Source organism: Nostoc sp. ChiVER01 (assembly GCF_034531155.1).
Lineage (GTDB): Bacteria > Cyanobacteriota > Cyanobacteriia > Cyanobacteriales > Nostocaceae > Nostoc.
Genome location: NZ_JAVRBS010000007.1, coordinates 205,043 through 225,309, shown reverse-complemented (window position 1 = coordinate 225,309; position 20,267 = coordinate 205,043). Strand labels below are relative to the sequence as shown.

General features: G+C 38.7%; 12 protein-coding genes and 2 pseudogenes. 8 read left to right on the top strand and 6 right to left on the bottom strand.

Annotated features, from left to right (window positions below; genetic code table 11):
- Positions 1–33: 33 nt before the first annotated feature.
- The 7 genes and pseudogenes from RMY00_RS12295 to RMY00_RS36150 form a co-directional block, all read left to right on the top strand.
- Positions 34–1,341: a hypothetical protein gene (locus RMY00_RS12295; RefSeq protein ID WP_322647805.1), complete on the top strand. Its 1,308-nt coding sequence runs from the start codon at positions 34–36 to the stop codon at positions 1,339–1,341.
- A gap of 79 nt (positions 1,342–1,420) precedes the next feature.
- The gene (locus RMY00_RS12290) at positions 1,421–6,103 is read left to right on the top strand and encodes a response regulator (RefSeq protein ID WP_322647804.1); all 4,683 of its coding nucleotides are present in this window, start codon (positions 1,421–1,423) and stop codon (positions 6,101–6,103) included.
- Positions 6,104–6,364: 261 nt separating this feature from the next.
- Positions 6,365–7,021, top strand: a complete 657-nt coding sequence (locus RMY00_RS12285; protein WP_322647803.1) for a hypothetical protein — start codon at positions 6,365–6,367, stop codon at positions 7,019–7,021.
- 132 nt (positions 7,022–7,153) lie between these two features.
- The gene (locus RMY00_RS12280; RefSeq protein ID WP_322647802.1) at positions 7,154–9,337 is read left to right on the top strand and encodes an OmpA family protein; all 2,184 of its coding nucleotides are present in this window, start codon (positions 7,154–7,156) and stop codon (positions 9,335–9,337) included.
- A 50-nt stretch (positions 9,338–9,387) separates the two neighbouring features.
- Positions 9,388–9,894, top strand: a complete 507-nt coding sequence (locus tag RMY00_RS12275) for a Rab family GTPase (RefSeq protein ID WP_322647801.1) — start codon at positions 9,388–9,390, stop codon at positions 9,892–9,894.
- A 5-nt stretch (positions 9,895–9,899) separates the two neighbouring features.
- Positions 9,900–10,841: pseudogene (locus tag RMY00_RS36155) on the top strand (PAS domain S-box protein); the annotation flags it as partial.
- 174 nt (positions 10,842–11,015) lie between these two features.
- A pseudogene (locus RMY00_RS36150) lies at positions 11,016–12,290 on the top strand (ATP-binding protein); the annotation flags it as partial.
- A gap of 3 nt (positions 12,291–12,293) precedes the next feature.
- Here the strand turns inward: RMY00_RS36150 and RMY00_RS12265 are convergent.
- Positions 12,294–12,710, bottom strand: a complete 417-nt coding sequence (locus RMY00_RS12265; RefSeq protein ID WP_322647799.1) for an anti-sigma regulatory factor — start codon at positions 12,708–12,710, stop codon at positions 12,294–12,296.
- 149 nt (positions 12,711–12,859) lie between these two features.
- On the opposite strand from RMY00_RS12265, the gene RMY00_RS12260 reads away from it, so the two are divergent.
- A complete protein-coding gene (locus RMY00_RS12260) occupies positions 12,860–14,050 on the top strand; it encodes a SpoIIE family protein phosphatase (RefSeq protein ID WP_322647798.1) in 1,191 nt (396 codons plus the stop codon).
- Between the two features lie 44 nt (positions 14,051–14,094).
- Here RMY00_RS12260 and RMY00_RS12255 read toward each other — a convergent pair whose 3' ends face one another.
- The 5 genes from RMY00_RS12255 to RMY00_RS12235 form a co-directional block, all read right to left on the bottom strand.
- A complete protein-coding gene (locus tag RMY00_RS12255; RefSeq protein ID WP_322647797.1) occupies positions 14,095–14,421 on the bottom strand; it encodes an STAS domain-containing protein in 327 nt (108 codons plus the stop codon).
- Between the two features lie 104 nt (positions 14,422–14,525).
- The gene (locus RMY00_RS12250) at positions 14,526–15,236 is read right to left on the bottom strand and encodes a PIG-L deacetylase family protein (RefSeq protein WP_322647796.1); all 711 of its coding nucleotides are present in this window, start codon (positions 15,234–15,236) and stop codon (positions 14,526–14,528) included.
- A gap of 98 nt (positions 15,237–15,334) precedes the next feature.
- Positions 15,335–17,338 (bottom strand): glycosyltransferase, encoded by a 2,004-nt coding sequence (locus RMY00_RS12245; protein WP_322647795.1) that lies wholly within the window; start codon positions 17,336–17,338, stop codon positions 15,335–15,337.
- A gap of 67 nt (positions 17,339–17,405) precedes the next feature.
- Positions 17,406–18,872: a DUF3131 domain-containing protein gene (locus RMY00_RS12240; protein ID WP_322647794.1), complete on the bottom strand. Its 1,467-nt coding sequence runs from the start codon at positions 18,870–18,872 to the stop codon at positions 17,406–17,408.
- Complete coding sequence (locus RMY00_RS12235; protein WP_322647793.1) at positions 18,873–19,919, bottom strand: hypothetical protein; 1,047 nt, start codon at positions 19,917–19,919, stop codon at positions 18,873–18,875. It abuts the gene before it with no gap.
- Positions 19,920–20,267 lie beyond the last annotated feature (348 nt).

Here is a 20,267-nt window from a genome sequence, read left to right as displayed (position 1 = left end):
CAAGTTTTATCATTTACAACTATGTATCGATTTATGGCAGACAATTTTAGACGTTATTTCTTTGTTTCTCGATATAGTTTGTATACTGAGTTGATTTTAGGATACTTACAGATTCAATCGGGAGTCATATGTAGCGTAGGTATTTGGACATTATCAGAAGCTAAGTTACAAGCTGCCCAAGCACATCAGACTTGGAAATCACCTTCAGAATTGACCGAGCGAGTCAGCAAATTCAAGAGGCAAGAAGAAAGTACGCTTAAAATGCCTCCCTATCGATTAAAGCCAACACCCATTTTGATGGCGGCACCCGAAAACTTCAATCCTGATTTGCAATTACCGACAGCGCTACCCGAACCACCGCAGAATTCTAGCCCACCACCAACTTCCACTGAACCACCGCAGAATTCTAGCTCACCAACAACTTCTACCGAGCCAAAAAAGCCGGGTGCAGTTTTGGAAAGTATTTATACGGACTATCGCTATGACACAGATAACTTTGGCCAAACCAATTTATTCTTTGAACCAAGGATTCAGTTTCGATTGAATAATGGCAATAAAATATTTATCAAGACAGGTTTTAACTTCTTTGAGCAACGTGGTGTTGAATCAGTTACTAATTTTCCCTTGCAAGTTGGATGGCAGGGAAAAATTAGGCAAACGACTTTGCAAACAGCAGTTGGAGTCGATGTGTTCAATCGTTTACCTACAGCTATTAATCTCAATGCTAAGGTAGAGGTTCCGATTTCACGGCCACGAGTTTCGTCATCCGGTCAATTGCTATCGGCAGTAATGCTATCAGGTAATTTAGAACAAGGGCCTTATAAATCTAATGCCCGAACTTTAGACAATCAAATTACTGCTTGGCGATTTGGGCCTGATTTGTATTGGCAGATTGACCGTCACACCAGCTTGTTTTCATCATTACGTTTGGGCAGTTATAACGATGGTAATGCTGAGGTGCAGTCATTTAGTAGGCTAGAGCGCAAGTTTGGACAGTTTTCTCTAGCAGCTAACTTATTCAATTGGAGTTTTGCTCGCAACTTAGAACGCACAAGTGGCTATTTTTCTCCAGCAGATTTCTTAGTGTACAACGCTGAGGTGGCTTGGGAAGGAGATATTTCTAAATTCTTACGCTGTCGCCTCGCTGCTAACTTAGGACAGCAGCGACTTCAAGGAGAATTTGATAACGCCTATACCTATCAAACGCGCTGTACAGTAAAGCTTTCACCAAATATAGAGACAGAGCTTGGCTATAGCTTTAGCAATGTCCGAAATCAAGAAACAGGGGGAAGTGCATACGCTGGTAATTCCTTGACAGGGCAGTTGCGGGTCAAATTTTAGAAGGCAGGGGGCAGGAGGTAAACCCTATAAATAATTTCAAATCTAAAATCTAAAATCCAAAATTGTATAAGCCTTAAGAATGAAAGCACCATTACCTGATAACGAAACACAGCGAATCGAATCTCTTTTAGAGTATAAAATTCTCGATACTGGTTCGGAAGCTGCCTTTGACGACCTTACCCGTTTAGCCTCATATATTTGTGAAACTCCCATTGCCTTAATCAGTTTAGTTGATAGCGATCGCCAGTGGTTCAAATCAAAAGTTGGTCTGGATGCGCTACAAACACCCAGAAATGTGGCATTCTGCGCCCATGCTATTATGCAGCCTGAGGTTTTTGTTGTACCTGATGCAACAGTTGACGAAAGGTTTGCTACAAACCCCTTAGTCACCTCTGACCCTAATGTTCGGTTTTATGCTGGTATACCACTGACTAACCCTGAAGGATATGCGCTAGGAACACTTTGCGTAATTGACCGTGTACCAAGAAACCTCTCTTCAGAACAAGTTGAAGCATTACGAATTTTAGGTCGTCAGGTAATCAAGCAACTAGAAATGCGGCGCACTTTAGCAAATTTAGTATTGGCGAACGATACACGCAAACAGGCACAGAAGGTACACAAACAATTTTTTAAAAGAGTAGCCGGGGGGTTTGGGTTAGCATCGGCAATTCTAGTTTTGATTGGTATGATTTCTTATCAAAATACACGTATATTAATTGATAATAATAATCAGGTAGAAAAAACCCAAGAGAAAATCAATAAACTGGAAGAATTACTGTCTGAAATGAAGGATGCTGAGACCGGACAACGCGGTTATATCCTCACTGGACAAGAAATTTATCTGGAACCTTATCAAGCAGTAATTACAAACATCAATCCAAAAATTGCAGAACTGAAGCATTTAATCTCAGATGAACCTGGCCAACAAAAGCAGTTTGCAAACCTTGAATCTTTGATAGCTGCAAAACTTGTCATACTCAAGCAGACTATATACCTGCGTCAAAATCAGGGATTCGAGGCCGCCTTGCAGGTAATCCAAACAAATCAGGCAAAAAATCTTATGGATCAGATCCGCAAGGTCATCCATGAGATAGCGAATCAGGATAAAAGGTTATTAAAACAACAGTCACAAGCTGCAAAAGCCAGCGCTAAAAACACGATTTTGACACTTGCCTTCGCTATTTTTTTAAGTTTTCTTGTTCTGGCTATAGTCTACTACTTCATTTTTCGTGAGGTAAAAGAGCGTAAATTAACAGAAGAGACACTAAACACAGAACGCAACTTTATCTCAGCAGTCCTTGATACAGCCAGCGCTTTAGTAATAGTTCTTGACACACAAGGGCAAATCGTTCGCTTCAATCAAGCTTGTGAACAAATAACTGGTTACTCATTTGATGAGGTGAAAGGAAGGCATTTCTGGAACCTGTTTTTACTTCCTGAAGAGATAGACCCGGTTAAAGCAATTTTTAAGGAGTTGCGTATTGGTGCAGGTCGTAACAAATACGAAAACTATTGGCTAACGAAGGATGGCAGTCGGCGGTTGATTGCTTGGACTAACACTACCTTGCAAGATTATGAGGGCGACGTTGAATACATTGTTGGGACAGGTATCGATATCAGTGATGCCTATGAGGAACTTCGTTTACGTAAACGAACTGAACAACATTTGAAAGCAGAGTATGCTACAACACGCGTCTTAGCAGAGTCAACTACAATCAACGAAGCCATGCCCCAAATTCTGCAAGGAATCTGCGAGAGTTTGGGATGGAATTTAAGTGAATTTTGGATAGTAGATCAGCAAGCAAATCTACTGTCATTGCTAAATTCATGGTATAAAATATCCTACAAAATGCAAGAATTTGACATCTTAAGTCGGCAGATTACGTTTGCACCAGGAATTGGGCTGCCTGGTCGTGTCTGGGCTAGTGTTGAACCTGTTTGGATTGCTGATGTTGTTGAAGATCAGTATTTCCTCCGCTCTCAAATCGCTGCCCAAGCAGACCTGCACGGAGCTTTTGGTTTTCCGATCCGTAGTGGTAAAAAAATTATTGGTGTCATTACCTGCTTTAGCCATGAAGTCCAGCAACCTGACCCAGATTTGGCAACGGTCATGAATTCTATTGGTGATCAAGTAGGGCAGTTTATTGAGCGCAAACAGGCAGAAGAAGAACTTCAACGCCAAAATTTGCGATCGCAACTATTTACTGAAATCACCCTCAAAATTCGTCAATCTTTGCAAATCAAAGAAATTCTCCAAATCACTGTTACGGAGGTACAAAAAATCCTCAATAGCGATCGAGTTTTGATTTATCAACCATTGGCAGATGCATCTGGAGCCACCATCGTTGAGGCAGTAGTTTCTGGCTGGCTGGCAATCAAAGACAAAGAGCTAGTCGATGCTTACTTTCAAGCGGAATATACACAGCAGTATTATCTACAGCAGTATCGTCAAAAACGGAATCTGGGGCTTATTGACTTAGATATAACTGAAGTCCAAAAAAGCCACATCGAATTACTGCAACAATTTGGGGTAAAGTCCAATTTGGTCATACCCATTCTGGTCAAAGAAGAACTCTGTGGTTTGCTAATTGTCCATCAATGCGGTAGCTACCGTCAATGGTCTAGCTTTGAAACTCATCTTTTACGACAAATCGCCGATCAAGTAGGTATTGCCTTAGCCCAAGCCCAAATGTTAAACGCAGAAACTCAACAGCGAAGAGAACTCGAAATTGCTCGTCATCAAGCTGAATTAGCTTCTAAAACCAAAAGTGCTTTTTTAGCGAACATGAGCCATGAAATCCGAACTCCGATGAATGCTGTGTTGGGCATGACAGGCTTAATGTTAGACACTCCTTTAAACTCGGAGCAACGCGATTTTATTGAAACAATTCGGATTAGTGGAGATGCCCTCTTAAGCCTAATTAACGAAATTTTGGATTTATCCAAACTTGAGGCTGGGGAAATGGCTCTAGAAACTCTAGATTTTGACTTATCTACCTGTGTAGAAGAGGTGTTAGAACTATTGGCTCCCCCAGCCCATAATAAGGGATTAGAAATTGCCGCATTAATTTATCCCAATGTCCCCACCCAGCTGCAAGGTGATGCTGGCCGCCTGCGGCAAATTCTCATGAACCTGATTAGCAATGCGATTAAGTTCACTAGTAATGGAGAGGTAGTACTACGAGCAGAATTACGTTCGCAAAACTCTACTACAGCCACCATCTATTTTTCCATCACAGATACTGGTCTTGGTATTACCTCTGAAGACCAATGCAAACTCTTTGCGCCATTTACCCAAGTAGATGCTTCTACAACCCGCAAATATGGCGGTACAGGTTTGGGATTAGCAATTTGCAAGCAACTAGTGAGCTTAATGGGAGGAGAAATTGGCGTAGAAAGTCGCTTGGGCAAAGGATCTAAGTTTTGGTTTGAAGTAACTTGTGCCAAGCAACTTCACCCTATTTCGTCAGCAAGCGAACCCGGACTTCTGACTAATCGGCGCTTGTTAGTAGTGGATGATAATACTACTAATCGCAAAATCATCTACCATCAAGCTACTCGTTGGGGAATGATTGTAGATCAGGCTGCTTCGGCTGTTAGTGCCCTCAAAGCTATTCAGGAGGCTGCCAAGCAGAAAATTCAATATGACGTTGCTGTGATTGATATGCAGATGCCAGAAATAGATGGCATGACTTTAGGAGAGCAAATTAAGACAAATTCAGCGATCGCTAGTCTACCTTTGATTATGCTTACCTCTACTAATCAACGGGATGAAATCCAACGGGCGCTCAAAATAGGATTTGCAGCTTATTTAGTCAAACCTGTTAAGCCGTCCCGACTCTTCGATACCATCATGACTGTTTTAGGAGGGCAGATGGAACAACAGGAGTCAGAATTGAGCAGTCAGGAGGTAAAAGTCAAAAATCACGAAAACAAGAGCAACTATTATTCTCCTGTGCCTAACTCCTCCAAACTTAGAATTCTTTTAGCTGAAGATAATCTGGTAAATCAGAAAGTTGCCTTGAAGCAACTCCAAAGCTTGGGCTACAGTGCTGATGTCGCTGGTAATGGAAAAGAGGCATTGCAGCTATTAGAAAGAATTCCCTACGATTTAATTCTGATGGATTGCCAAATGCCAGTTCTCGACGGTTTAGAAACCACAAAAGAAATTCAGCGTTGGCCACAAAGTAGCTTTGTCAATAATCGTCGTCCTGTAGTAATTGCGATGACAGCGAATGCCATGAAAGAAGACCAACAAATGTGTCTAGATGCCGGAATGGACGACTATCTAAGTAAGCCAGTAATCAAAGAAAAATTGGCTGTGGCGCTAGAGCGTTGGGGAGGTGCAATTTTTAAAGAAAAAGAAACAGATGCTTTGGAACAGACAGTTTCTCCAACGGATGTAGATTCATTTGACCTCCCAATTGATTGGAAACGCTTGCATCAACTCTCAGAAAATAACCTAGAATTTGAGTTGGAACTACTACAAATGTTTGTTGAAGATATTCAACCTCATTTAGAGGCAATTAAAACAGCGATCGCTGATCATGATTTTGAGCAACTAGCGCTCCGAACTCATCAAATTAAAGGTTCTAGTGCCAATATTGGAGCTATAACTATGCATCTAGCCGCAGAAAAACTAGAACAACTAGCGAAAAAGCAAGAGCGCCGAGGTACTAGTAACTTAATTTTAGAGTTAGAAGAGTTTGTTAAACGCATCCAAGAGTTTTTGATCTGTAAAGATAGTAACGCCAAAAGTTGAAAAAATAATATTTCTTAATAAATTAACGTTAACAATTTTTTCTGAGTAATCATGAAAAATATTTATTTTCATTTCTCATTACTTATTTCCTATTTTCCAGATAGAACTTGTGAACAACTGGGAATAATAACTTTGATGTACTAAAAAAAGTATATTCGGTGAGTTAGCTGCATCAAAAGCTGAGAATTTTCAGCCTAGATGTTCAGTTAAATGGCATCACCTTCTATTCCCAATTGATTACCGAAATGTGAGGCTTTCCTAATGAGTCAGATGAGTAGAGACGATGTACGAGAACGGCTTGGTAATATCGACCAGATCCGCGATATTATTCTTGGAACACAGCTAAGAGAGTACGAAAATCGATTTAACAAGCTAGAATCAGATATATCTCTCCTGCAACAACAGATGCGATCGCATGTCGATCAACTCAAGTCAAACTTTTCGGCTGAACTAAAAGCAGGGTTTGAGGCATTGGATAAAAAGCTGAAGTCACTTAACCTAGCAACTCAAGAAGAAACTCTTGATTTACGGCAACAGGTTGATAGACTTAATAAAAAGTTCTCTAGTAGCGTTCAATCGCTCGATGAAACTTTAGATAACCAAACTACCTCGATTAGAGATGAAATCTTTCAGACGAAAGTCCAATTACAAGATGATGTCACGGCATTACGGGATCTGATTTTAGAAGAAATAGATCGACGCTTCTCGCAGTTGACAGACACTAAAGTTTCTAAAGACGATATGGCTGAAACTTTGTTTGCCTTGGGAATGCGTCTGAAAGAAACTGAATTTATTCCTAAATTGCGAGAAGCAGCCGATGAACGCAGTGATGAATATACTGCTGTACCGCTTTTAGAAACTACAAAGTTGTCAAAAGTGTTCACTCACTCCAATAGTACAGCAGAATTACATTCGTAATTAAGTTATAAGGCAAGGAGAGATAAGGGAGATGGGAAAGATAATGACTCCAAATTCTTAACTCCTAACTCTTGTAGAGATGCAATTAATCGTGTCTCTACTCTTAATTCCTAACTCAGCACTCTTAAAAGGATGACTCAGGTGGAAAATTCGATTTCTCAATCTATTGAGTTGAAACCAGGAAAAGCTGGAGAGCTTGACAATTTGCTGCATTTGCTAATCGAACTCAAAATTATCGAATCACCTGAGCAATCTTGTTCTTTATTACCACCAGAAAATGAATATATTCCAGAAGAAATTGAATTGCTGCAACTTGCTCCAGTGACATTAGAAGTATGTGAAGCTTATTTAGAATCGAATTTTAATGTTATTCAAAATATATCTAATTCCTCACAAACTACTCAAGAAGAATTAGAAAAATCTATTGAAATGGTTGCACAATTTGAGGAAAAATTAGATAACTCAGAGGATGCATTGCAAAAATTACGGGAAATATTGGTTGGATATGAATTAGCAGAAATAAATAATATTACAGCTAAAACTGAACAAAAGTTAACAAAAATAGAGAATCAAATTTATGATTCAAAAGAGCTAATAAATCTCCTGCTACCGTGCATTTCTGAGCTTTTAAGGCTAAAAATTACAGAGTCGAAAGAGGAAATTGTCGAGATAATTGCTCCTATTCTCGATCAGACTATCCGCAGTCGCACTGAACAGAATAAAATTAGCATGGGTGAGGCGATCGCACCTGTTATTCCTCTGGCTATTTCCCAGCAGATTATTATAGCTCCGGAAGAAATTTCAGATGCGATCGCTCCTACAATGGGACGAGCTATAAAGAAGCAAATTGAAATTGAACAGAATATTGTTGTGGATGCACTCTACCCAATTATTGGTAGTACCATAGCCAAATATATGGCAGAGACAATCCGTGCCATTAACCAACAAGTTGAAGAAACCCTCAGCATAGAAGGCATCAAACGTAAAATTCGTGCCAAACTACAGGGAGTTTCTGAAGCAGAATTAATTCTTAAAGAAGCTCTACCATTTACAATTCAAGCCATTTTCTTAATTCATAAAGCATCTGGTTTAGTCATCTCAGATATTCAGCATTCTGATGTAGAGCAGCTAGAGGCTGAAATGGTAGCAGGAATGCTAACAGCAATTCGTAGTTTTGCCAATGATTGCATCAATCAATCTGGAAGCATAACAGAATTAGATGCAATTGAATATGGGACATCCAAAATAATTTTAGAAGTTGCAGGATATTGTTATTTAGCAATTGTTGTGCGTGGAGAACCAAGCAAAAATTTTATTTGCAAAATGCGGCAAATTTTTAGCATAGTTGTTAAGAAATATGGTGATGTAATTGAAAAATTTGACGGCGTTCCAGATTTAATTCCTCTTGAAGTTCATACACTTCTAGAACAGTTGAAAGATACAGATATTCAGGATAAAAATAAAACAAAAATCTCACCTCTACTGGTATTAGGCTTAACATTTATCAGCACTATTCTCATTCCTTGGGGTATTTGGCAATACCGTAGTGGAGTTATACATGCCATTGAAAATAAAACTTCGTTGGCTCTAACTTCTGTTCCAGAACTAGCCGTATATCGGCTAACTGTACAAGCAGAACATAATAAATTAAAATTAACAGGACGATTACCTAATCAACTTCTTCGCCATAAAGCCGAGCAAATTGTTAAAATTACCTCTCCTAATTGGTTGATTGATAATCAAATTTTATTAGTAGAAGTACCAGCAGATCCTGTATTAGCTGCTGCTGAAGTCAAACGAATCACAGCAGTTTTAAATCAGACTGATGATATAGCAATTTCCGCTCAATACATCGCTGGTAAAGTAGCTATTGAAGGAACAGTCAACCGAATTGCAGATGCTCAGATTATTGCTCATGCATTTGAACAAATTCCAGGCGTAAAATCTGTGTCTAGTGCAGTGCGAATACAACCCCCACACATTGAAGTTCGATTTTACTTTCAACCCGACTCAGCGAGTTTAATGAAAGCAGACGCACTACATAAAGTTCAACAGGTCAAGTTTTTCCTCAATCAGCACCCAAATAAGCATTTAAAAATTATTGGTTATAGTTATGACCGTACTGGCGTGAACAAATCTCAAAAATTGGCACTGGCGCGAGCAAAAGCTGTACAACAAGCACTGGTTAAATTAGGTATCGAACCATCTCGTCTACAGGTCATTGGTAGGACAAATTTACCACCAGGAATTGATGTAACTCACCCCTTATGGTTAAGTCGCTGTGTCGCTCTAGAAGTGATAAACAAGCGATTTTAAGTTTGTAGTAGCTATGATTTATATAAAATATTCCCTACTTTAACTCAACTATGTCTACAATCTCTAAAAAAATATGTTTATTTGGTGATTTTGGTGTTGGAAAAACTAGTTTAATTCGCCGATTTGTTGAGTCTCAATTTAGTGACGAATATCTTTCAACTGTAGGAGTAAAAATCTCTCGTAAATTGGTTAGTGTTTCGGAACAAGACCTACAGCTAATAATTTGGGATATAGAAGGTAGTAATAAGTTTAAAGCAGTAGCAAAAAATTATTTTCAAGGTTCTAAAGGTGCTGTGATAGTTGGTGATGTGACACAAGCAGAAACGCTTCTTCATATCCAGGAACATATTCAAACTTTTTTAGCTGTTAATCCTAAAAGCTATATTGTTGTTGCACTGAACAAATCAGATATGATTGCAGCCGAATATTTAGAAAACATTCGTAAAATGTATCAATTCACCAATCAAGCTAATATATTAGACACGTATATAACTTCAGCTAAAACTGGCAATAATGTTGATAAAATATTTCAATTTTTAGCCACTCATTTAATTTAATTAAGATGAACTCATTTTTGATCAATTTATTATCTGTATGTGGTATTGAATATTTGATAATTGATGAAAACTTCAAGATTCTAGAGATGTCTTTGGGACTAAATCGTTTTGTCGATATTTCTAATGAATTGAAGCCAGGTCAAGATGTTCGGATTGTATTTCCCGAATTAGAGGGACTTGAAGATGTTTTTGATGCAATTTGGCAGAGAGAGCAAGATAATTTTGAATTAAAAGGAATTATGCGATCGCAAGATCCGGCTTTTCCTTTATATATTGATATTCGTATTACTAATAATATCACAGAAGATCATTTTAGTAATCGACTAATCATTGTTATTGAAGATGCGACAGAACGGATGGTTCTTGAGCAATCTTTATTTCAAGGTGCAAATGAAGCAAATCTTTTACTACGTAATTTAAAAGCTTCCAAACAATATATTGACCAAATTGTGACATCAATGGCAGATGCGTTGTTAGTGACAACGCTATCAGGTGAGATAAAAAAAATCAATTGTGCTGCACAAAAACTATTGCAATATAACGAAATAGAACTCATTGGTCAATCTATCACAAAAGTGATTAAAGAAGTCAAGAACTATCCATTAATAATTAGGGACATTAAAAGTATTGATACCTATAGTCAAGACATAAATTTTTTAGTAAAAGAGGTAGAAAGCATTTGCTATACCAAAAATGGTAAAACAATTCCCGTAGCTTTTTCATCCTCAATAGTAAAGACAGAAATTGAACATTTTCAAGGTTATGTTTACATTTTGCGAGACATGACTGAACGAAAGCAGGCAGAACTTGCTAAACAGGAATTCTTAGCGATGATTAGCCATGAGGTTCGGACTCCAATTGCATCGGTAATTGGTATGGCTAGTTTGTTGTTATATACTGAATTAGCTGATGAACAGCAAGATTTTGTTGAAACTATTTATAACAGTGGAAATTATTTGCTCAAAATTATTAACGATTTCCTTGACTTTTCCAAAATCCAGTCAGGTAATTTGGAACTAGAAGAAGAACCTTTTGGTTTGCGAAATTGTATTAATGAGGCTCTTTATATGCTTGGGCCTACAGCTAGAGAAAAAGGTTTAAAACTCACATTTTTAGATACTCCTGAACTTCCTAATACAATTGTAGGAGATATCACTAGACTACGCCAAGTCTTGATTAATTTACTCAGTAATGCTATTAAATTTACCGAAACTGGAAGCATAGAAGTTTCAGTTATAACCCGCAAGAATAGCGATATTAATCATTCTTCTACTGTAAATACTGACGAAATTCAGTTTAGTGTTAAAGATACAGGCATTGGAATTCCACGCGATCGCCTTGAACGTTTATTTAAAGTTTTCAGTCAAGTTGACTCTTCCATTACTCGACAGTATGGCGGTACGGGTTTAGGTCTTGCTATCTGTAAGCAACTGTGCGAGTTAATGGGTGGCAAAATTTGGGTTGAAAGTGAGCTTAGTGTAGGTAGTACATTTTACTTTACGATTGCCGCTTCTGTTATTTCAGAGGAGTCAGGAGCCAATAATCAAGAGTTATTTTTATTGTCCGCACGTAAAAGCTACCCTGTGTCTTCTTACCAGTCTCTTAACCCCCATAAATTAAGAATCCTCTTAACTGAAGATAATCAAGTGAATCAGAAAATAGCCTTGAAGCAACTCCAAAGCTTGGGCTACAGTGCTGATGTCGCTAGTAATGGAAAAGAGGCATTACAGCTATTAGAACAAATTCCCTACGATTTAATTCTGATGGATTGCCAAATGCCAGTTCTCGACGGTTTAGAAACCACAAAAGAAATTCATCGTTGGCCAAAAAGTAGCTTTGTCACTGGTCGTCGTCCTGTAGTAATTGCGATGACAGCTAATGCCATGAAAGAAGACAAACAAATGTGTCTAGATGCCGGAATGGACGACTATCTAAGTAAGCCAGTAATGAAAGAAAAATTGGCTGCAGTGCTAGAGCGTTGGGGAGATGCGATATTTAAAGAAAAAGAAACAGATGCTTTGGAACAGACAGTTTCTCCAACAGATGTAGATTTATTTGACCTCCCAATTGATTGGAAACACTTGCATCAACTCTCAGAAAACAACCCAGAATTTGAATTGGAACTATTACAAATGTTTGTTGAAGATATTCAACCTCGTCTAGAGGTAATTAAAATAGCGATCGCAACCCACGACTATGATAAACTAGCGCTTGAAACCCATCAAATTAAAGGTGCTAGTACCAATATGGGAGTTACAACTATGTATCTGGCAGCAGAAAAATTAGAACAACTAGCGATCAATCAAGAGCGCCGAGGTACTACTAACTTAATCTCAGAGTTAGAGGAGTTTGTTCAACGCATCCAAGAATTTTTAAGCAGGACTCTTAATTCCTAAACTTTAATAATATTTACTAATAACTAAACAGTAACGATGATCTACTGTCGGCTCATAACTCAACTTGTCGGCAATGGCGGACATGATTTTTAAACCACGGCCGCGCTCTTGCTCATTCTCCTCAAATTCAGGTGTTTGTTGCAGTTGCTGCTCTAAGTCAAAGGGTTCACCTTGAGACCAAATACGAATTTCTATATATTCATCTAATCGTACAGCTTCTATTTCAATAGGAGTTTCAATAGGTAAATTCCTGTGAGCATGTTCAACAATGTTAGTGAAGCCTTCTATCATTAGAGTTTGACATTGCCACCAAATTGTTTTATCGAGAATAGCTGGTTGATTCATCTGCTCGAACCAAGACAACACTTGAGGTGAGGCTGTCAGGTCTGTGTTGACTTTTAGATAAATTTTATTTTTCACTTTTTAACCAATAAATATTTTGAAACGATCATATTCGATAATGAATTTATTTAATTTGAGTATTTTCACTATACATTAAAAACTAAATTTAATATAACTTTAATAAAAGCAATTAATTACTTTTTATTCAACTTCGCTAAATTTAATTTATGTTTAAGATTCTGGTTATTGATGATGACCCTATAGTGCGAACAGTACTGAAAAAAACACTCCAAAATCAGGGTTACGATATTAGTGTCGCCAAAAATGGCGAGGAAGGAATTACACAAGCACAATTACTACGTCCTGCTCTGATTATCTGTGACTGGATGATGTCTCAATTAGATGGGTTAGAAGTGTGTCGTCGAATTAGAGCAGATCCACAATTAGCAACTACTTTTTTTATTCTATTAACTGCTAGGGGAGCAGCTCGAGGAGAGGAGGAAGATAGAGTTAAGGGACTTGATGCTGGAGCAGACGAGTTTGTTTCTAAACCAATAGAAATGAATGAATTGAAAGCACGGGTAAGAGCAGGGCTAAGATTACACCAGTTAAATCAGGATTTACAAAGTAAAAAAGAAGTTTTGGAGACACTAAATCAAGATTTACAAACCCAAAAGCAAATTTTGGAAGCAGAATTAGCTGAAGCTGCTGATTATGTGCGATCGCTTTTACCCTCACCACTTGTAGGAGCAGTAACTACAGAAAATCTGTTTATTCCTTCAGCACAGCTAGGGGGTGATTGCTTTGATCATCATTGGATCGACGAGGATAATTTGGCAATTTATTTGTTGGATGTATCCGGCCATGGGGTAGGTTCAGCCCTCCTATCTGTATCTGTGCAGAATGTTTTGCGATCGCAATCTCTACCGAACACTAACTTTTGTCAACCCAGTGAAGTCCTAAAAGCACTCAATCACGCCTTCCAAATGACGAAACACGGTGATAAATACTTCACAATTTGGTATGGAGTTTATCACCGCCTTAAACGTCAACTCATTTATGCTAATGCCGGACATCCACCAGCTTTATTGTTATCTAATACTTCAACAACAAGCATCCAAGTTGAACAGTTAAGTTCTTTAGATTTACCAATTGGTTTTTTACCTGATGTCCAATTTGAGGATGCTGTTTTTGATATTGGAGAAAACAGCACTCTATACATTTTTAGTGATGGTGCTTATGAAATTAATCAGTCAGACGGCAAAATTTGGGGTATTGATGCTTTCATTGACTTACTAACGAAACACAGCCAGGGAGATACCTGTAACTTAAATCAACTGTTAGCAAATATTCTCAGTTTAAATGCTCAAGATAATCTTGATGATGATTTATCTTTGGTAAAAGTTAACTTTGGTTAGGATAGTCAAATATGCATATTCAAATTTTGTTATTGTCTATCTGATTACTGTGTTGCCAATACTTGGCGATTGAATTCCTCTTGGTCAGCAAAGCTCTGGAAAATTCTATCCATTTTAGTCAATTCAAACAACATCCTGACTTGATCGTTAATAGAACAAACAAAAAGTTTACCATTAGCATTACGCACCATTTGCATTGCTGATACTAAAGCACCTAAGCCAGAACTATCGATAAACTTTACTTCTTTCATATCAAGTAACAAAATATCGACTCCATTTGCTAGAATACCGCTAATTTCACGACGTAGCTCATTACCTCTAATTCCATCTAAAATTCCAGATAACTCTAGTACTGTTACATTCAAATTCATGGTTTGTTTCCTTATTATTTTGCTTGAGAATATGTATTTATATTTTGGCATCGACCTAAGAAAACCGCAATACAAAAAACAATGTTTTTGTGTTTTATACGCAACTATTTGTGTTTGAGTACTTGGTAATTGTTATTTGCTATTGCAGTAAAAAAGCTCCCATTTACACATTGCCGGGAAATTTCAAAAGCTTCAAAATAACCATCTTTCTGACCTAACTCTCGTGCCCAAAAGCGAGATAAAACTAGTATGGCATCAAGTTGCATAAAAGCTTTGTTTAGCTCTGATTCGTAACAGCCGATAGCTGCAACTTTTTCCTCAATTACAGAGGTAATATCCACAAAAAAATTAGGTTCGAAACCACGCAAAAAAACAGGCGGTGCTGAATACCATAAAGATATATTTTTACGCGTAGCAACATTAGAAACTGCAATACCACACACTTCATGATCTCTATGTCCATATTTTTCAGGTTGTGGTGTATGAGTAATAATTAGATCCGGTTGCCAACGACCAATAGCTTCTTCAGTAACTTTAATCACTGCTTGTGTTGAGAAATTGCACTCCTCAAGTGCATGAAAATCGTAAGTTGCACCGATGATTTTACCAGCTGCATCTGCTTCTTGATGACGTGTACCCTTAATAGGTGAACTAGAAAGACCGCCATCGGTCAAAATTAAGCAACGAACATTCCATCCTGCCTTTGACATCAGACTGAGAGTGCCAGCAGCAGGTAGAACTTCATCATCAGCATGAGCATAAACTGTTAAGACAGTTCGCTGACCAAATTTGTTTAAGTCTGAATAAGTGTTCATAGCTGTTTTCTTTCTAAAAGGCTACCATTTCATTACAGTCAGAAAACTCAAAATTAAAGCATGATTGACTTTTGACTCCGCCTTGTAGTACTAGTCTCTTAGACTTCTTTTGAAGGTTGCCAAACAGATGCGCGAATAATAGCCCACAAAAGTAACAAGTTATAGATAGCCCATGCTCCATTGAGTAAATGAACCAAAGGATCATTTAAATGACCAATCGCAAAGCGATAAAGACTCCACAACATTCCTAGAATAGTGAGGGCAAAGACAACCAGCTGTGGCCAAACAAGCCGAAGATAAATTCCGGATTGGCGTTGCTTAGGCGTTACTTGGAAACTGAGTTTTTGCCCTGTAAACACACTCCATACCGCTTGGATTAATAAGGGGAATAAAGCGATCGCATATTGTTCAGAACGCCAAACTTCTCTAGCTGGAATCCCCCAAGTAGCAGCCAGGAAAGTAAGACGGTTGATAATAAAAGCTGGAAAAAAGTGTATAGCAAAGTCAGACCCATAGGTTCTAACTGGAACAATGTCCGTAAAAAAATAGATAATTGGACAAGAAATAAAAACCAGAGTTGCAAAACCAGAGAAATAACTATACATTGTCTGAAAATATTGCAATCTCTGCCAAAACATTAGCCCCGATTTTGTCAGGGGATTTTCTCTTACTAGTACTTGAATAGTTCCTTGTGCCCAGCGTAGCCTCTGTTTAAGAGTAGAACTCAAATCATCTGGCGCTAAACCTTCTGCCAAAAGTTCGTTGTGATAAATAGATTTCCAGCCAGCACTATGCAGACGCATGGCTGTATTCATATCTTCAGTAATGCTATTACTCGATACTCCACCAACTAAATCAAATTCATCTAAACGTTTTTCATCTTTAGCAAATTCATCAGCAAAATTTTGCAGTCCCACACTAACTAATGCTTCACGCCTCAATATCGCATTTGTGCCAGTATAGAACGCAGAATTCATGCCATCTTTACCTTGTTGAAGTGGCCCATAAAATAAATTTGCTCGATGTCCAAAAGGATCTCCTGGAGGAATATTGTAAAAATCTTGGCGAGTTTGTACAAAAGCAATTTGATTCTGGTCGTATTTTCCTGTTGAAAGATTATAGGTGTAGAAATAAGGCAAAACTCGCTTGAGAAAATTTGGCTTGGGAATGTGGTCAGCATCTAGAGTAACAATAAAATTTCCTGCCGTTTCTCCAGAAAAAATTGCGTAATTAATATTGCCTGCTTTAGCATGATGCGCTACACCAGGGGTCTTGGGACGAGCAATATAGCGAAACCGAGAGAGTTCCACCAGTTCCAGTTCTTTTTTGCGAATAGCTGCTTCTAAGGCTTTTCGTTCGGTGGTTAAGCGTTCGCGTAGCGTCTTTGCAGGAGAATCGCTTATACTTTGATGCTGTGGAGGTAACCAAAGAATAAACTGTCGCAGACTTTGGACAAATTCGCTAGCAAACTGCTTCGCCTCTGATTCCGATGATTGCAGCCATTGTTCAGCAGCTTGAGTATTAGGTGTAAGATTTTCCAGTTGCTTCAGACGCTCCAACAAGCTAGAGTGTTCTGCATCAATTCGATTCGCTTCTCGTTGTAGTTGTGGTGACTGCAAATCCTCAATACACAATCTTTCTGTCATAGCTCGTATATCAGCCGAGTTACCGTCATCCAGTACATAAACGCATAATTTGGTTGGCGGATAATCTATTGCTAGAGCAGCTTTGGCAGTTTCTTCTACAATTTCCGGCGGCTCGTTGTAGCAGGTGATAAATATATCCACTGTTGGCCAGTCCGATCTGGGTATAGATGGGATCATCTGGTCGAGAGACTTAATCTGTCGCACTAAAGGACGCCACAACCCAATTACAAACATTACACCACCGAAATAGCTATAAATTTCTGCTATCAGCAAAGGAATTGAGATCCAGAGCGCATCAAAATTGATGGAATCGGTGATGCGCCATTGCAAATACCAAATTCCAAAAATTAAATTTATTTCTGCCAGGTAGCGAAACAACAGCGTTCTTTTTTTGAGTGATGAACGACTGTTACCGGAAAAGTTTGAGGAATTATCACTAAGAGAAACTGAAGTCATGTTAGTACCAGTAATTAAAACAATTAGAAGTTGACCATTTAAAATTAAAAATTAATTGCTTTAAGTTTTAATTTTTAATTTCCGAAGAGTTAAGCACTAGTGGATGTCTGCCTCTAGCTTGGTAAAGCAGACTTTCTAAAATACTCGCATTTGTATTAATATCAACTGAAGCATTAACACCTAATTTAGAATTTTCATATCGTCCTGAAAAATAGCCGCGATTTTTATCGGATAGATTTTGAGTAAAGTTTCGCAGCCTTTTGGTGTAAGGATCATCTGGCATGAGCGCAAACCAAGAGAATGCTGCTTTTGTACTGATAAACCGCAATTGAGGATAGGCTTTTCCTCCAGTGTTAACGGCTTGCCAAGGTTGACCATTGGCGTAGACACTGTAATATAAAAAGTAAGGAGGACGATCTAAAGAATCTTCATTTACAGCAGTTATAATTCCAGTGCGTTTAAACCTTTGTTGTTGCACTTTGAAAAGGTTTTGTACTTGAGATTTAACAGCATCATTCCAACCCATTTCTAAACCCCAAAGTAAATAAGGATCATTCGTCAGGTAGTTAGTAGCTCCAGAGTTTTTGAAATTACGCTCGTCGATTTGCAGTTTAATTCCATCTATCTCAACGGTTTTTACTGGTGGATTGGAAAGAGCATTTGCAGCTTGAATATTCCACAGCTTTAAACTGTGAGCAGCGTATTGCTCGTAGCCTAATCGTCCTTCTTGCACTTCCAGAAGTTTGCCTGCTCTAGGAATGGCACCATTTAACCAACCATCTTTGACAAGTTTCGATGTATGCCAACGAGCAACAATGCGATTAATACGATCGCTATATTCTGGATAATGCGATCGCATAACATGCAATCCTAATAAAAATCGCGCCATATCCAAAGCTGACCAACCACTTGTACCCTTGGGATCGGGGGTGTCATTGAGTCGGCGCATTTCGGCAGTATGGGTGCTGTAAGCTTTGTTAGGCAAACCAGTTGCAGGTAGCGGCAGTTTTTCTAACGTTTGTAGCAATGTGTTCATCCGCTTTTGGAAAACATCTTGCGGCAATAACCCTAACTGGTAAGCCGCATGAATTCCTAGTAAGGCACTACCTTGATCCCACCAAGTTGTCCACGGCAAGTTATCTACCGAATTTACTAAACCTGTTTGAGGATTCCAGTTACGCTCAAAATATTTCCAAGCTCGTCCCGCAGCAATTTTATCCGCTTCTTGAGTCAATCGTGGTAAAGAAGTTGTGGGCGTTGGAGTAGCAGGTTTTTCTGGCGTAGCGGTTGGTTTTGGTGGCGTCGGTTTTGGTTTTAGTGGTAGTGGCGTGACTATCGGAGCAATCGGTTCTGGAACGGTTGATGGCGTTGGTGTTTGGACATCAGGATTAAAGTTATTAGGGGCAGCAATGATCATAGATGGGGTAGGAGAACATTGCCACGTCGCCGAACTTGGACAAAGCAGGGGTTGTTGATTTGCCGTTGCGTACAAAACTGATTGCAAAATCATGCTTTTGATGCCGCTTATTGCCATTTATATCTTCTTTGCCAACTCAGCAGGCGATAAATAGCCGAAAGCTGGATTATTTACCGCGTCTTTATAACCAGCAGATTTGCCGCTATTGCTGTTAATTGCCCAATCACATTCCTTATTAATATTGAAATAAAGAATAGCTCTTACACCCATCCCACCTAGCTGAGTGTAAGAGTCTCGTAACCATTGGTCTTTGCCACTGTTGGGCAAACCATTTTGCGTATTACTCGTACTAGCTGTTTGAGCGATGAAAATCGGCTTACTGCCAGCCATAACCTTCATCCGCTTGATATATGGTTCAAAAACCTCTTTTGGACTACTCCAATGTTTCCAAGCAGAATTACTACAATACCCCCAGTTGTACGAACTAAAGGCAACGACATCTACCGATTTGTCCCCAGGATAGTAATTTTCAAAGCGATGTTCGTTGTTTTCACTCCAACCATTAGGTGCAAATACCCAACGGATTGCCTGTGAAGATACACCAGCTTCTTTAAATATTTTTTGGATACGTTGATAAGCTAACTTAAAGTTTTGTGGGTCTTTGCTGTATGCTTCTCCGGGAATGTTCATCTCTTGCAACGGAGCGATAAACGCAATACGACCGTCCCCTCGTTTTGTCCAGTCAGAGTATGCTTTTGCCACTTTTTGCAGAGAACTATCTATGTTTCCCCTAGCAATCTGCGCTGCTGAATGAGTGGATTTGAGATTAATAAAGGCTGTGTATCCGTTTTGCTTGAGTTGTTCTAGGGAAACTGGGATATTGTAGGCAGGATTTGAGTCTTCGATATCAAAGAAAAATCCAGCAATAGAATGGCGCTTACCAACCCATTGATCGACTTGGCGCAATTGGCTATCAATTGTACTTTTATTTCCGATGTAATCTGGGGTGTACAGCCCCAGTAGTACAGGAGGATTGGAAGTTGTTTGATTTAATTTACGGTTTTCGAGTTGCTTTGAGGCATCAGCGATCGCCATTAAATTTTTACTCGCAAAGATGCTTCCTAGTAAAATTAGCATCATCAGCGCCAGTCGTACCTTGTTCATAGATTTGAAGGAATAACTAGGGATTTTGAATCAATATGTCAGTTACTGTGCAAGCTACTAACTGCATCATGTACAAGTATTCCCAAATACAACTGATTAATAACAGACACGACTTTGTAATTACAGTGAGTTGTATTTAATCAAGATTTAATAAGATTTCCCAAAATAACCCTTAAAAAGCAGAGTCAAAAAGTCGCCTGACTTTTAACTCTGCCGGTTAGCTGACTTTGTTGTAGGTGGAACTGCTTCAGGTATGGGAAGCAATACTGTTCGCTTTGTGCATTTTTAACTTGAAATTGGGCTTGGGAAAAGGTTAAAGGTTTTTCTTTTCCCTTTAACCGAAAGGTA